The 14,328-nt window shown below is 63.6% G+C and carries 13 protein-coding genes; 9 read left to right on the forward strand and 4 right to left on the reverse strand.

The annotated features are described in order from the left end of the window. Positions 1-4: 4 nt before the first annotated feature. From lpxK to VJR90_04530, 4 genes are read left to right on the forward strand one after another with little or no spacing between them, the layout of a single operon-like run. Positions 5-1,036, forward strand: a complete 1,032-nt coding sequence (gene lpxK, locus VJR90_04515; protein ID HKV96740.1) for a tetraacyldisaccharide 4'-kinase — start codon at positions 5-7, stop codon at positions 1,034-1,036. 32 nt (positions 1,037-1,068) lie between these two features. Continuing rightward, complete coding sequence (locus VJR90_04520) at positions 1,069-1,248, forward strand: Trm112 family protein (GenBank protein HKV96741.1); 180 nt, start codon at positions 1,069-1,071, stop codon at positions 1,246-1,248. After that, entirely contained in the window at positions 1,249-2,013 is a 765-nt protein-coding gene (kdsB, locus tag VJR90_04525; GenBank protein HKV96742.1) for a 3-deoxy-manno-octulosonate cytidylyltransferase, read from the forward strand. Then, entirely contained in the window at positions 2,013-2,531 is a 519-nt protein-coding gene (locus VJR90_04530) for a low molecular weight protein-tyrosine-phosphatase (GenBank protein ID HKV96743.1), read from the forward strand. Before kdsB ends, VJR90_04530 begins: the two co-directional genes overlap by 1 nt. Positions 2,532-2,679: 148 nt before the next feature. Here the strand turns inward: VJR90_04530 and VJR90_04535 are convergent, their stop codons facing one another. Then, entirely contained in the window at positions 2,680-5,100 is a 2,421-nt protein-coding gene (locus VJR90_04535; GenBank protein HKV96744.1) for an Rne/Rng family ribonuclease, read from the reverse strand. Between the two features lie 396 nt (positions 5,101-5,496). Here VJR90_04535 and rluC point away from each other — a divergent pair, with 396 nt between their 5' ends. Continuing rightward, positions 5,497-6,447, forward strand: a complete 951-nt coding sequence (gene rluC / locus VJR90_04540) for a 23S rRNA pseudouridine(955/2504/2580) synthase RluC (protein ID HKV96745.1) — start codon at positions 5,497-5,499, stop codon at positions 6,445-6,447. Here rluC and VJR90_04545 read toward each other — a convergent pair. Then, the gene (locus VJR90_04545) at positions 6,444-7,019 is read right to left on the reverse strand and encodes a Maf family protein (protein ID HKV96746.1); all 576 of its coding nucleotides are present in this window, start codon (positions 7,017-7,019) and stop codon (positions 6,444-6,446) included. The genes rluC and VJR90_04545 overlap by 4 nt on opposite strands. Positions 7,020-7,159: 140 nt before the next feature. Between VJR90_04545 and VJR90_04550 the strand changes: the two genes are divergently transcribed. From VJR90_04550 to VJR90_04565, 4 genes are all read left to right on the forward strand, one after another. Beyond that, positions 7,160-7,651, forward strand: a complete 492-nt coding sequence (locus tag VJR90_04550; protein HKV96747.1) for a YceD family protein — start codon at positions 7,160-7,162, stop codon at positions 7,649-7,651. Positions 7,652-7,682: 31 nt separating this feature from the next. Then, positions 7,683-7,865, forward strand: a complete 183-nt coding sequence (gene rpmF, locus VJR90_04555; GenBank protein HKV96748.1) for a 50S ribosomal protein L32 — start codon at positions 7,683-7,685, stop codon at positions 7,863-7,865. 132 nt (positions 7,866-7,997) lie between these two features. Continuing rightward, complete coding sequence (plsX, locus tag VJR90_04560) at positions 7,998-9,035, forward strand: phosphate acyltransferase PlsX (GenBank protein HKV96749.1); 1,038 nt, start codon at positions 7,998-8,000, stop codon at positions 9,033-9,035. Beyond that, positions 9,032-10,006 (forward strand): beta-ketoacyl-ACP synthase III, encoded by a 975-nt coding sequence (locus VJR90_04565; protein HKV96750.1) that lies wholly within the window; start codon positions 9,032-9,034, stop codon positions 10,004-10,006. Before plsX ends, VJR90_04565 begins: the two co-directional genes overlap by 4 nt. Here VJR90_04565 and VJR90_04570 read toward each other — a convergent pair. Then, positions 9,975-11,009 (reverse strand): alpha/beta fold hydrolase, encoded by a 1,035-nt coding sequence (locus VJR90_04570; GenBank protein HKV96751.1) that lies wholly within the window; start codon positions 11,007-11,009, stop codon positions 9,975-9,977. The genes VJR90_04565 and VJR90_04570 overlap by 32 nt on opposite strands. Positions 11,010-11,096: 87 nt before the next feature. Then, on the reverse strand, positions 11,097-14,291 hold the full coding sequence (locus VJR90_04575) for a hypothetical protein (protein HKV96752.1): 3,195 nt from the start codon (positions 14,289-14,291) through the stop codon (positions 11,097-11,099). Positions 14,292-14,328: the final 37 nt, after the last annotated feature.

Consider the following 14,328-nt stretch of genomic DNA (forward strand, 5'->3'; position numbering starts at 1 on the left):
GGACATGACGCGCACCGGGTGGCACCAATGGCTGTTGCGCCGCTGGTATGGTTCCGGGCCGATCCGCCTGCTGATTCCGTTCTCGTGGCTGTTCATCCTGCTGAGCGCGATGCGGCGCGCCTGCTACAGGCACGGGATTTTCAGCACCGTGCACTTGCCCGTGCCCGTGATCGTGGTCGGCAACATCACGCTCGGCGGCACCGGCAAAACGCCGCTGGTCATCTGGCTGAGCCGGGCCTTGCAGGCACGCGGCTATCACCCCGGCATCGTGACGCGCGGCTACGGCGGGAAATCGACGCACTGGCCTCTCGCGGTGACTGCGGCAACGGCCGCCTCGGTCGCCGGAGACGAAGCGGTGCTGCTGGCGTGCGCCACGGGCCTGCCGGTGATGGCGGCGCCGGATCGCGTGCAGGCAGCGCGACAACTGCTGCGTGATAAATCGGTTGACGTCATCGTGAGCGACGACGGATTGCAGCATTACCGCCTGGGCCGCGATCTGCGGATTCTCACGCTCGACGGCGAGCGCGGCTGCGGCAATGGCTGGCGGCTGCCGGCCGGCCCGTTGCGCGAGTCGGCGGCGGCCATCAAGCAGGCGGATATCGTGGTCTGCAAGAGCCGTTTGCCCGCCGGCATGGATTTGCCGCAGCACACACCCGTGATGCACATGAACATGACCGAAGCCGTGCGCCTGCGCGACGGCCTGCGCGTGCCGCTTGCCAACTTCCGCGGTCGCAGCGTACATTCGATCGCCGGCATCGGTCATCCGGAACAATTTTTTGCCTCGCTTGTGGCAAAGGGCATTGACATCGAACCGCATGCCTTGCCGGACCACGCGGCACTGACCCGAGGCGACCTGTTGTTCGGCGATCAACGACCGGTGCTCATGACCGAGAAGGACGCGGTCCGGTGCGCTGGCCTGGATCTGCCTGACCATTGGTACGTGCCCGCGCATGGCGAATTTTCACGCGCACATGCCGAGGGCATAATGCGCGTGGTGGAAGAGTGTCTGGCCGGTCGCAGCGCAGCCGGCGCGTAAACGTTCACAGTCTGCAACGAGGATAGAGTCGGATGGATGCGAAGCTGCTGGAAATCCTGGTGTGCCCGCTGTGCAAGGGACCGCTGGTGTACCACAAGACCGAGAACGAATTGATCTGCAAACCCGACCGCCTGGCGTATCCGGTACGCGACGGCATTCCGGTGATGTTGCAGGAGGAAGCCCGCGCACTCAGCAGCGACGAGCTCGCGTAAATGCGCTTCGCGGTGCTGATTCCGGCACGCATGGGTTCGCAGCGCCTGCCCGGCAAGCCGCTCGCGTCATTGCTGGGCAAGCCCCTGATCCTGCACGTGTGCGAACGCGCGCATGCCAGCGGCGCGGATCTCGTGCTGGTGGCGACGGATGACGAGCGCATCCAAGCGGCCTGTCAGGCCGGGGGATTTCGTGCCGAGCTTACGCTGGCCACGCATGTTTCAGGCACCGACCGGATCGCGGAAGCACTGACGCGGCTTGACTGGCCGGACGACGGCATCATCGTCAACCTGCAGGGCGATGAGCCGCTGATGCCGGCCGGCACCATTCGCCAGGTGGCGGCGCTGTTCGACCGCCGCGAGGATGCGGAACTGGCCACGCTGTGTACGCCGATCCACTCACTCGAGGAATTTCTCAATCCCAATGTGGTCAAGGTGGTGGCCGACCAGCAGGGGCGGGCGCTGTATTTCAGCCGCGCGCCGATTCCCTGGGACCGGGACGGGGCGCCGGCGGGGGTGCAATCCCAGCAGCACTGGCAGGGGGCGCTGCGGCACATCGGCCTCTATGCCTATCGGCCGGCGGTCTTGCGCCAATTGGCCGCCACGCCGGCCTGCGAACTGGAACGCATCGAACGGCTCGAGCAGTTGCGCGCCCTATGGCTCGGTATGCGCATGCTCGTGGATCCGGCGCGCGAAATTCCCGGTCCGAGCGTGGATACGCCCGAAGACCTGAAACGCGCCGCAGAATTGCTGCGGCAATCCGAGTGATGCGAGACTCCGCACATACCACCGGCGTGCTGTTCGTGTGCATGGGCAACATCTGCCGTTCACCGACCGCCGAAGGTGTGTTCAGAAAACTGCTGGCTGAGCGTGCGCCGAAATTAAAAGTGCATGTGGATTCCGCCGGCACCCACGATTACCACCTCGGTCAGGCGCCGGATGTGCGCGCCATCGCCGCGGCGCGCGCGCGGGGCATTGATATCCAGCGCCACCGCGGCCGCCAGGTATCGGCGGCCGACTTCGAAGTGTTTGATTACGTCCTCGCGATGGATCGCGCCAATCTCGCGGAATTGCGCGCCATCCAGCCGCGCGCGGCGCGCGCCGAGCTGAACTTGCTGCTGGCCTATGCGGCGCATAGCCCGGTGGACGAAGTGCCCGACCCGTATTTCGGCGGAGCCGACGGCTTCGTGCGCGTGCTGGATCTGGTGGAGCTGGGAGCGATGGGCCTGTTGGCCCACATCCGCCGCGGTGGCGCGGTGGAAGTCGGACCTTCCCGTCAGCGGTGAGGGTGGATCGGTCCGTCCGCGGCGCTGCGATCCGTGGTCAGTGCCGCTTGCATGGCAATGCGCAACCGCGGTCCGTGCGTGGCTGATCTACGTCACCGGTTGCACCGCGCGATGCCCCTGAGTTGCTCCCTTCGGAGCGTCCCGCCGATTATTCCGAACGTTGTTCGCCGGTGTTGCCCGGGGCGCTGGTGGGTTCTTCCTTAACCGGGGCCGCGACCTGTTCGCGCACCTGAAACAGCGGAATGGTGCGATCCCGCTGTGCAACGTCATTCGGCAGCGCCTGGGACTCAGCAGGTGCAGGAGCGGCTGCGTGCGGCGGGTTCACCGACTGCGGCAACTCGGACGGTGGAGCAGCCTGATAATTGGGATTGATATCGGTACGATTTTCCGGCGGCTTGCCCTCGGCCTGATGCCCGGCCTCGTAACGATGACGGCGGCGACCGCCACGGCGACCACGCCGCGTGCCGCGCCGACCGCCACGCCCGTCATTGCGCGCGGGTGCGCGATTGGCCTGCCCGTCGGCGGGGGCCGGCGCCGAAGTCACCGGTGCGGCGGATGGCGCCGGAGTTGCGACCGGTGGTGCACGCTCGGGAGCGGGCGCCTCTTGTACCGGCTGCGGGCGCTCGGCCGGACGCGCCTGGTTGTTCTCCTGTGCATAAGGCGGCATGCGATCCCGCGGCCGGGACTGCGGCTGGGGCCGCGACTGCGGACGCGGCGGCGGGCTATTGCGCTCCGGGCGGCGCGAGCCGGAGGAAGCATAGCGATCGCGATCGCGATTGCGACCGCGATCCCGATCCCGCGCGTGCGGCCGATCGCGATCGAAACGATTGTTGTCCTGCTGCCGCGGCGGCTGTGAGCGCGGAGCAGGCGCGGGCGGCCGTGGCCCGCTCGCAAACAGCGCACGCCACATGCGCACCAGGATTCCAGGGCGCGCGGGCGCATCCACGCGCGAAACCGGCGCAGGCGTGGACGGCACGATGGTCTTGACCGCCGGTTCCGGCGGCGCTTCGCGTTTGATTTCCGCGCCCGGAACTTCCGGCGTCGGCGGCTCGGTCACCAGTTTGTAACTGCTGGTGGCGCCTGCGGCGGACGGCACTTCATCGTCGCGCATGCGCTGAATCTCGTAACGCGGCGAATCCAGGTGCGGGTTCGGTACCAGCACCACGCTTACCCCACAACGCTTTTCCACTTCGGCGATGATGTGGCGCTTCTCGTTGAGCAGGAAGGTGGCCACGTTCACCGGCAGTTGCGCCACTACCCGGGAAGTGCGGTCCTTCATGGCTTCCTCTTCCAGCAGGCGCAGCACCGATAGCGACAGGGATTCCACGCCGCGGATGTGTCCTTCGCCGTTGCAGCGCGGGCACACCACCTGGGTGGATTCGCCGAGCGACGGGCGCAGGCGCTGGCGCGACATTTCCAGCAGGCCGAAGCGCGAGAGTTTCCCGACCTGCACGCGCGCGCGGTCCATCCTGAGCGCGTCGCGTAACCGGTCCTCGACATCACGCTGATTCTTCTGCGGCCCCATGTCGATGAAGTCGATCACGATCAGGCCGCCCAGGTCGCGCAGGCGCAACTGGCGCGCGACTTCGTCGGCGGCTTCCAGATTGGTGCGCAATGCGGTTTCCTCGATGTCCCCGCCCTTGGTGGCACGCGCGGAATTCACGTCGATGGCTACTAGCGCTTCGGTGTGATCGATGACCACGGCGCCGCCCGAGGGCAGGCGCACCTCGCGGCCGAAGGCGGCCTCGATCTGGCTCTCGATCTGGAAGCGGGTGAACAGCGGGATGCGGTCGGCGTAGTGCTTGAGCTTGTCGAGGTTCTGCGGCATCACCTGTTGCATGAAGTGCCGGGCTTCCTCGCAGGTCTTGGCGTCGTCCACCAGGATTTCGCCGATGTCGGTGCGCAGGTAATCGCGCAGCGCGCGGATGATGACATTGCTTTCCTGGTAGATCAGGAAGGGGGCGCTGCGGCCCTGCGACGCTTTTTCAATCGCATCCCAGATCTGGCGCAGGTAATCCAGGTCCCATTGCAGTTCCTCGCCGCTGCGGCCCACGCCGGCGGTGCGCACGATGACGCCCATGCCGTCCGGCAGCTGCAGCGTGGTGAGCGCGTCGCGCAGGTCCTCGCGGTCGTCGCCCTCCACGCGCCGCGACACGCCACCGGCGCGCGGATTATTGGGCATGAGCACCAGAAAGCGCCCGGCCAGGCTGATGAAGGTGGTGAGCGCCGCGCCTTTGTTGCCGCGCTCCTCCTTGTCCACCTGCACCACCAGCTCCTGGCCTTCCTGGAGCAATTCGCGGATATTGAGGCGTCCGGACAGATCGGCTCCGGACTTGAAATATACCCGGGAGATTTCCTTGAGCGGCAGGAACCCGTGGCGTTCCGAGCCGTAATCCACGAAACAGGCTTCCAGACTGGGCTCGACACGCGAAATCTTGCCCTTGTAGATATTGGCCTTTTTCTGTTCGCGGGAGGGGACTTCGATATCCAGATCGTAGAGTTTCTGGCCATCCACCATGGCCACGCGCAGCTCTTCCGGCTGCGTGGCATTCACCAGCATTCTTTTCATGTTGATTCTCGCAGACGCTCAACCACGGTCTGCGCAGGGTCACGATGGCCGGACGGCCCGGGGGCGGGATCTCAGACTTCGATCAACGGCGCCGCTTGCGGCGGCAGCCAAAAGCAATCCTGCCCAGGCACATGACCGGCGCATCCAGACCATGCGAGGCATGGGAGCGCAGTCGTTGGTGACGCTCGAACCCTGAAATCAGGGCGGCGACACCGTTTGAACACGGGGTTGCCAACCTCGGCACACCCCACCTGTAAACCTTCAAAAACCCCGTGACGGGGACTTCGCATTGCGGCGCCGGCATGCATCGGCAGAGGCGCGGCTACCTGTCGGGTACTATAGCAGCGCCGGCGCAGGCCTTCAACGACCTCAGGGCTTTTATTTTCAGGAGCTTAAGTGGAAAACCTGCGCCCCAAAGCCAGGCATGTGTCTGTCGCCGCCGAACAGGCGGAGCAACGCCTCGACAATTTTCTGCTGCGCGAACTCAAGGGCGTGCCCAAGGGACATGTGTACCGTCTGTTGCGTACCGGACAGGTGCGCGTCAACGGGCGGCGCGCCAAGCCCGATTACCGGGTCGCGGGGGGTGATGAAATCCGCATTCCGCCGGTGCGCCAGTCCGCTCCGGAGCCGCAGACCCGGCCCGGCAGCCGTCAGCAGGCGGTCTTGCAGGCGGCGATTGTGCATGAGGACGAATTTCTGCTCGTGCTCAACAAGCCGGCCGGTTGGGCGGTGCACGGTGGCAGCGGCGTGAGCCTCGGCGTGATTGAAGCCTTGCGTGCCATGCGTCCGGGCGACCGGCATCTCGAACTGGTGCACCGCCTGGATCGCGACACCAGCGGCTGTTTGCTGGTGGCCCGCAAACCGTCGGCCCTGCGCTCGCTGCATGCCGCACTGCGCACCGGGCAGGTGGACAAGCGCTATCTCGCCCTGCTGGCCGGCGCATGGACAGGCGGCCCGTGTCAGGTGCGCGTGGCTTTGCAGAAAAACGTGCTGCAGAGCGGTGAGCGCATGGTCAAGGTTGCCGAGGACGGCCGCGAGGCGGAAAGTCATTTCCAGCCCATCCGCAGGTTCCGCGATGCGACCCTGATGGAAGTTGCCATCCGCACCGGCCGCACCCATCAGATCCGGGTACACGCAGCGCATCTCGGCCATCCGGTGCTGGGCGATGAAAAATACGGCGCGCGCGAAGCCAACCGGCATTTCCGTTCATTGGGTCTGAAGCGCATGTTCCTGCACGCGGCCAGTCTCGGCTTTGTGCATCCCGCAACGGGGGTACCGATGCAGGTGAGTGCGCCACTGGATGCGCAATTGCAGATGCTGCTCGACCGGCTTGAACCGATTGCCTAGGGCAGGGTGACGCCGAGTTCGCGCAGAAATCGGCAAACGGCAATCAACGGCAGGCCCATGAGTGCGGTTGGATCCCGCGATTCGATGTGCTCAAACAGGCTGATGCCCAGGCTCTCGGACTTGAAGCTGCCGGCACAGTCATACGGTTGCTCGGCGCGGAGATAGCGTTCAATTTCCTGCGCCGAAAGTCTGCGGAAATAAACCCGTGTGGTGTCCAGGTGCGCAAACTGGCGGCCGGTGGCTGCCAACTGTACGCACACCGCGGTATGGAAGATCACGGCCTGTCCGGACTGGGCGCTCAATTGTTGAATTGCCCGCGTGTGATCTCCGGGCTTACCCAGGATTTCTCCGTCCAGCTCCGCTACCTGATCGGCGCCGATGACCAGACTGTCGGGATAGCGCTGCGCAACGGCCGTCGTCTTGGCCTTCGCCAGGCGCGTGACCAGAGCCGCGGGCAGTTCGCCGGCCTGGGGTGTCTCGTCGGTGCCTGGAGCCATGCACTCAAACGTCAGGCCCAGACGTGCGAGCAGCGCGCGGCGGTAGGCGGAAGTCGAGGCGAGCAGAATGTGCATGGTTTCAGTGCGGGCGTTGAGTGCGTTCCAGAACAGGGGCCAAGCGCAATAAAAACAATGGCTTGGAGCAATTTTACTTTGACAAGCGCAGGGCTCAAACGTATCATACCGCGCCTATGTCAGGCGGCCTGCCGGAATTTTTGGACCTGACGAAAGCGGGTCATACGCCACAGATGGTGGCGGGCCGATTGAGCCTGAGTCGCATGCCGCGCTTGTGTGCAGCGCTTGCGGACGCTGGCGGTCAAGTCGACATTGACCTGCAGGTTTTCAAGGAAGGCGGACTCGCGGTGGTGAATGGCAGGCTGCAGGCCAGCTTGGGTCTGAGCTGTCAGCGCTGCTTTGGATTGCTGCGCCATCCGGTGGATGTGCACATGCGGCTTGGCTGGGCGGGCAGCAGTCAGGCGCAGCACTGGCCGGACAGCTACGACACGCTGGATTCCAGCAGCGGAAAGATACGCCTGGCGGAACTGGTCGAAGACGAGTTGCTCCTGGCGTTGCCGCTGGCGCCACGCCATGCCAAGCCGGAAGACTGCGCGGCACTGCGCATGCCGACCGTAAAGCCCAAAACCATGGCGCCTGCTGCCGAAGCTAGGCGACCGTTTGAAATTTTGAAGACGCTCCGGCGTCATTGAGCTTGAAAAGCATTGTCAGCAGGAGCCCAACATGGCAGTCCAGAAAAGTCGCGTTTCCCCCTCCCGTCGTGGCCAGCGCCGTTCACACGATGCGCTCGACGGGCCAACCCTGGCGGTCGACAAGACCACGGGTCACACCCACCGCCGGCACCACATCGGCGCCGACGGGTTTTATCGCGGCAAGAAAATCCTGAGCATCCCGCAGGAAGACTGATACCGCCGTTGTCGGCGCCCATGCGATGATGCACGTCGTTGCACCGGCATGGCAGCGGATCTCCGGCTCGCAATGCATACCGGATCGCGCGCCGACCGAATCCCACGGGCCCAAGATATCTCCAGCCATGGCATGAGCAACGACACCGTCACGATTGCGCTGGACGCCATGGGTGGCGATCACGGGCCGTCCGTCGTGGTGCCGGCCGCCATCAGCATGCTCAACAAGCATGCCTTTCTGCACGTCATCCTCGTGGGGGATGCCGCCATCATCAATCCGATGGTAGCCGGCGATGTCCACGCTTTTGCGCAGCGCCTCAAGGTTCAGCATGCCTCGCAGGTGGTACTCATGGACGAGTTGCCCTCGCAGGCGTTGCGCCACAAGAAAGATTCTTCGATGCGCGTGGCCATCAACCTGGTGAAAAACGGCCAGGCTGACGGCTGTGTGAGCGCCGGCAACACCGGTGCGCTCATGGCCACCGCGCGCTTCGTGTTGAAGACCGTCCCCGGCATAGACCGGCCGGCGATCTGTACGCTCATTCCTTCGCATGGCGGCCACACCCACATGCTGGACCTCGGCGCCAATGCCGACTGTACTCCCGAGCAACTGTTCCAATTCGGCGTCATGGGTGCAGCGCTTGCCGAATCCGTATATCACATCGAGTCACCGCGCGTGGGCTTGCTCAACATCGGTGAAGAGGAAATCAAGGGCATCGAGAAGGTACGTGATGCCGCCAAGCTGCTGGAGACCAGCCATCTGAACTACATCGGCTTCGTGGAAGGCGACGACATCTTTTCGCGCGACGTGGATGTGGTGGTGTCGGATGGCTTCGTCGGCAACGTGGCGCTCAAGACCATCGAGGGGCTGGCCAAACTCATCAGCCAGATGCTGCGCGAGGAATTCCGGCGCACTGCGTTCACACGCCTGCTGGCGCTGGCCGCGCTGCCGGTGCTGCATGCGCTCAAGCGTCGGCTGGATCCGCGCCATTACAATGGCGCGAGCCTGCTGGGTTTGCGCGCGGTGGTGGTGAAAAGCCACGGCAGTACCGACAGCGTGGGCTTCGCGAGCGCCATCCGCGTGGCGATACTCGAAATCCAGAATCAGGTCCCGCAGCGCATCGGCCGGCTGCTGGAAGTGCAGCTGCCCAACACCGGCACAGGTGCCGCATGAAGAACATTTACTCCAGGATTGCCGGCACCGGCAGCGCATTGCCGGAAAAGGTGCTCACCAACCAGGACCTGGAGAAGATGGTGGATACCACGGACGAGTGGATCCGCACGCGCACCGGTATCGAGCGCAGGCATATCGCCGCCGAGCACGAAACCAATCTGGATTTCTGCGAGCAGGCCGCGCGCAATGCCATGCAGGCCGCGGGCGTCGGACCCGGGGACATCGACCTCGTGATCGTCGGCACGACCACACCGGATCAGGTATTTCCCAACATGGGCTGCCTGCTGCAGCAACGCATGGGCATGCACGGCTGCCCGGCCTTCAGCCTGGAAGCCGCGTGTGCCGGGTTCATTTATGCATTGGACATCGGCGACAAATACATCCGCGCGGGCAGCGCGCGCTGCGCGCTGATCGTGGGCGGCGAGACCCTGTCGCGCATGACCGACTACACCGACCGCGGCACCTGTGTGCTGTTCGGCGACGGCGCCGGTGCCGTGGTGCTGCAACCCGCCGACCAGCCGGGCATCATCTCCACGCACCTGCATGCCGACGGCCAGTACGCGGACTTGCTGTACTTTCCCTCCGGGGTATCGAAGAAGCCGCAGGATTTTCTTGGGGGCCGCGACTTCATCCGCATGAAGGGCAACGAGGTATTCAAGATCGCGGTGCGGAAACTCGGCGACATCGTGGTGGAAGCGCTGGCAGCAAACCACATGCCGCCTGAGCAGCTCGACTGGCTGGTGCCGCACCAGGCCAATCTGCGCATCATCGAGGCCACCGCGCGCAAGCTGAAAATGCCCATGGAGCGCGTGATCCTCACCATCCAGGAGCACGGCAACACGTCCACCGCCTCGGTACCGCTGGCACTGGATGTGGCGGTGCGCGACGGACGCATTAAACGCGGCCAGACGATTCTCCTGGAAGCCTTCGGTGGCGGTTTTACCTGGGGGGCGGCGCTGATCCGTTATTGAGTGTCCGGGCCAGCCAGTCCAGCACTGGCTGCTGGTATTTTGGGAATTCAATCGGCAAGGTCATGTGGTTTGCAGCCGGGATACCGAGATGCTCGGTATGCCGGGTGGCGGATATCAATTCCTGTTGGTCGGTCGCCGGTACAAATTGATCCTTGCCTCCGTAGATATACATCACGGGGATGTTCAGTGAGGATGCCGCTGGCAGTGCGGTTGCCGTCTCCAGTCTGGTATCCGCCAGTTGATCGGCCTCTTTGACGGCTTCGTTCATGCGCGCAGCGCTGACAAAATGGCTGAGCGTCGGAAACATGATGCGCCCACCGCGATGGATGACGTCCACGGCATTCACGAAAGGCTCGATGGCGACTACCGCCTTGACTTGCGAATCCAGCGCAGCCGCGCGCAGTGCGACCGAGGCGCCATACGAGACGCCCATCAACACCAGGGGACCGTACACGATGTTTTGGGCGTAGAGCCAGTGGATGAGCTGTTGCACGTCACGGGATTCGACATTACCCCAGGTAATCCAGTTACCCGTTGACAGGCCCTCGCCGCGCAAATCCACCAGCACGCATTGATACCCCGCCTTGGCCAGCACAAAAGCCCAGGGCAACATCATGAATTTGCCGTTTTGGAACGCAGGCAGGAGCACGATAGTGCCTTTTGGTCTGCTGGAGTAACGCTGCAGCTTTCCGGGCTTGAAGTGAACGGAGGCTTGATGCTTTGTGATGTCAGTGTGATATTCCATATTGGCATCGCCGGGTGGCATGACGGCAATGGAAAGCTGCGCTGGCGGTGGTCCTACCGGAACCATGTCGGTGCGGCTGAAGTCCTGGTCGCGGACCTGATCGAAAAACGCAGCTATCTCCGGCTGCTGCTCCGGTGGTGTCTGAAGTTTGTTGGGCGCTTCCACCATCTGGCGGGCGAGAAAGCTCGTGCAACCGTCCAGGCATGGCAACACCAGTGCCAACGCCAGGCAAACAAACCGCGCCGATGGACTGAACACGCTTATCTCCGGTTCGTGGCCGGTGCAGTATAGATAAAAAAGGGGAGGGCATGGCCCTCCCCGTGATCTGCGCGCAGCGATACGCGTTTACATCTGCACCGGTTTGACGCTGATCGGCTGACCCACCATGAGCGTGGGCGCGCCGGCGGTGTAGGCGGTCTTGTTGTAAGCCGGTACGTCGGTTGCGAGGATGGCGTTGAACTCGGCGAGCTTGACGTTCAGCTTCGAGCCAACCTCAGCTGCAGCATCCCGCATCGGCGCAGTGGGCATCTGCCCGATCAGCGTTGTTATCCCGCTCAGCGACTGAAGCTCGCCGTTCAGGCGCGCGAGATAGTGGATGTTGTCTTCCACCACCATGTGCTGCAGACCCTGGTTGTAGACGCTGTTCTTGAGGTCCGTGAGCTTCTTGTCGAGAGCTTTCGCCTGGCTGAGCACAGCCGCGTATTGTGGCTCGCCGGCCGCAGTGCCGGTCTCGAAGGATCCCAGCGCATTCTGCATGGCTACGATGCGGTTCAGCATTTCATTGAACGCGCTGGTTTCGTTGCGCACTTCCAGGCCAATTTTGAGGTCGGCTTGCATCACTTCCAGCGGAATGCGCAGGTTCGGGTCGCTGTGCACCGTCACTGTGGTGGTCTGGGTCTGGCCGCCGACGGTCACCGCTACATGGTAGGTGCCGGGCAGCACCGCGGGGCCGGATGGGCTGAATGCGGCGAAAGCCGCCGGGATTTTTTCAAAGTCCAACTGCGTGGGCGCGTCATAGCTCATGTTCCACACGAACTGATTGACACCGGCCTTGGCCGGGCCGTAATCGGTCGCCACGCTGTTGCCGTTGGCGTCGGTGACCACGATCTTGACCGGCGAATGATGTTGGGCTGTTTCAGCCGGCGTGGCTTTCAGCTCGGTCTTGAGATAGTAGTCAATCATCGGGCCATCCGGTGCATTGGGTGTGGTGAATGAAGGTTCCGCGCCTTCACCACGTGACCAGCGTACAAATTCCGTTCCCTCGGACGGCGTGAACAGATGGAATGCCTGCTTGGCGATGTCGTCGTTCATCTCCTCAATGGGCCGCAGATTGTCCAGCACGAACAGGCCGCGGCCATGGGTGGCGACGGCGAGCGCGTGGTGCACGAATTTGAGATCGAATACTGCGGCGGTGGGAAAATCGGCCTTGAGTTGCTGCCAGTGGCCGCCGTCGTCGCGCGAGTACCACAAGCCCGTCATGTTACCGAGCACCAGCAGGCCTTTCATGTTCGGATCTTCGCGCACTACCAGCACCGGCTCGTCCGGCAGGCCCTTGGCGATGGAATGCCAGGACTTGCCGTAGTTGTCGGTCGCATAGACGTAAGGCTTGGTATCGTCCATTTCGTGGTTGTCGAAGGCCACGTAGGCGGTGCCGGCATCGAAGGGCGACACGCCGATCTGGTACGCCCGGCCCCAATGCGGCGCGCCGGAGGGCGTGACGTTGGACCAACTGCCACCGTCGTTGCGGCTTACCTGCACGAGACCGTCGTCGGTGCCCGCCCAGATCACGTTCTGATCGGTGGGTGCGAGCGTCAGCGACAGGATGGTGTCGTAGGTTTCGGCACCGGAGAGATCCAGATTCACCGGCCCGCCGGAGTTCAACTGCTTGCTCTTGTCGTTGCGCGTCAGATCCGGACTGATGATGGTCCAATGTGCGCCGCCGTCCGTGGACTTGAACATCACGTTGCCGCCCATGTAAACGGTGTTGGCATCGGTGGGCGAGACTGCAATCGGCGAGGTCCAGTTGTAGCGGTATTTCTGATCTTTGGTTTCGAGACTATTGATGCCACTGGGGCCGTAGACGTACGGCATGAGGTTGGGTGACAGGTGAGTGCGCAGGTCATAACGCGTGATGGCGCCATCTTGCGCATTGCCGTAGATGATGTCCGGATCGCTGGGTGCGGGTACGACGTACTCGCCGTCACCACCCACCACCGTGTACCAGTCATTGCCGCTCACTACGTTGTCAGCCAGTGACGAGGACGGCCCGCACCAGCCGCTGTTATCCTGCAGGCCGCCGCACAGGTTGTAGGGCGTTTTGCCGTCGGCCGCGACCATGTAGAACTGCTCGATGGGCAGGCCGTCCAGGAAGCGCCAGCTTTTGCCGCCGTCAAGGCTCAGATACGCGCCGCCATCGTTGCCCTGAATGATGCGCTCGGGATTTGTTGGATCCTGCCAGAAAGCATGGTGGTCGGGATGCATGCTCATATCAATGGGATGCGCGCTGTGTCCGCCGTCGTCGGATTCCATGAGGAAGAACGAGGCGAAGTACAGTTTGTTCTCGTCGTTGGGGGCGACGTACACGTGCGAGAAATAGAACGGTCGCACGTCGAGGTCGTAGTTGTCGCTTACCTGCTGCCAGTGATCACCGAGATCCGTGGATGTGAACAGCAGGCCGTTGCCGCGGCGGGTCTCAATGAGCGCATAGAGGTGCTCGGGATTGCTCGGAGCGGCCGCGATGGAGATGCGGCCGATGGGCGGCTTGGGCAGGTCGGTGGTGAGCTTGGTCCAGGTATCGCCGCCGTCGGTGGAGCGCCACAGGCCGCTGTCCGGTCCGCCGTTGTCGAGCTTCCAGGGATAGCGTTGCGCCTGCCATAGGGCGGCGAACAGCACCTGCGGATTGTCACCGTCCAGGGTGAGGTCAATGGCGCCGGTGTGATCGTTGACGAACAGCACTTTCTTCCAGGTCTTGCCGCCGTCGGTGGTCTTGAACACGCCGCGCTCGGGGTTCGGGCCCCAGGCGTGGCCGAGCACTGCGACCCACACGGTGTCGGAGTTGTGTGGATCCACCACTACCTTGGCGATCTGGCCGGCATCCTTGAAGCCCATGAGCTTCCAAGTCTTGCCGGCATCGGTGGACAGATACAAACCGGCGCCGTCCAGCACGTCGTTGCGGATGTTGACCTCGCCCGTGGCCACCCACACCAGGTTCGGGTTGGAGGGCGCGAGCGCAATATTGCTGATGGAACTCGTGGCTTCTTTGGTGAAAATCGCCTGCCAATGCAAGCCGCCGTCAGTGGTTTTCCACACACCGCCGCCAGCGGCGCCCACGTAATAAATCTTGGGATTGCCGGGAATGCCGACTACCGAGGTCACCCGCCCGCCGGCGATGGCCGGACCCAGATTGCGGAATTGGAGGCTGGCAAAAACGTCAGTCGCTTTGGCCGGTGCAGCTGCGGCCCGGGCCAGTGCCGGCAGCGCGCCGCAGGTGAGCATGGCCAGCAGAACCGCGATGCCCGGGACCAAGCGCAGAGTTTTCATGGTGCTACTCCAGGTGAAAACGGCTGATGATTATTGC

This window comes from Gammaproteobacteria bacterium (assembly GCA_035279405.1).
In the GTDB taxonomy this organism is placed as follows: domain Bacteria; phylum Pseudomonadota; class Gammaproteobacteria; order Natronospirales; family REEB76; genus REEB76.

What these genes read in the sequence shown, in the direction of transcription:
- lpxK (HKV96740.1), top strand. Translation starts at nt 5, where the DNA reads ATGACGCGCACCGGGTGGCACCAATGGCTGTTGCGCCGCTGGTATGGT.
- VJR90_04520 (HKV96741.1), top strand. Translation starts at nt 1,069, where the DNA reads ATGGATGCGAAGCTGCTGGAAATCCTGGTGTGCCCGCTGTGCAAGGGA.
- kdsB (HKV96742.1), top strand. Translation starts at nt 1,249, where the DNA reads ATGCGCTTCGCGGTGCTGATTCCGGCACGCATGGGTTCGCAGCGCCTG.
- VJR90_04530 (HKV96743.1), top strand. Translation starts at nt 2,013, where the DNA reads ATGCGAGACTCCGCACATACCACCGGCGTGCTGTTCGTGTGCATGGGC.
- VJR90_04535 (HKV96744.1), bottom strand. Translation starts at nt 5,100, where the DNA reads ATGAAAAGAATGCTGGTGAATGCCACGCAGCCGGAAGAGCTGCGCGTG.
- VJR90_04545 (HKV96746.1), bottom strand. Translation starts at nt 7,019, where the DNA reads ATGCACATTCTGCTCGCCTCGACTTCCGCCTACCGCCGCGCGCTGCTC.
- rpmF (HKV96748.1), top strand. Translation starts at nt 7,683, where the DNA reads ATGGCAGTCCAGAAAAGTCGCGTTTCCCCCTCCCGTCGTGGCCAGCGC.
- plsX (HKV96749.1), top strand. Translation starts at nt 7,998, where the DNA reads ATGAGCAACGACACCGTCACGATTGCGCTGGACGCCATGGGTGGCGAT.
- VJR90_04565 (HKV96750.1), top strand. Translation starts at nt 9,032, where the DNA reads ATGAAGAACATTTACTCCAGGATTGCCGGCACCGGCAGCGCATTGCCG.
- VJR90_04575 (HKV96752.1), bottom strand. Translation starts at nt 14,291, where the DNA reads ATGAAAACTCTGCGCTTGGTCCCGGGCATCGCGGTTCTGCTGGCCATG.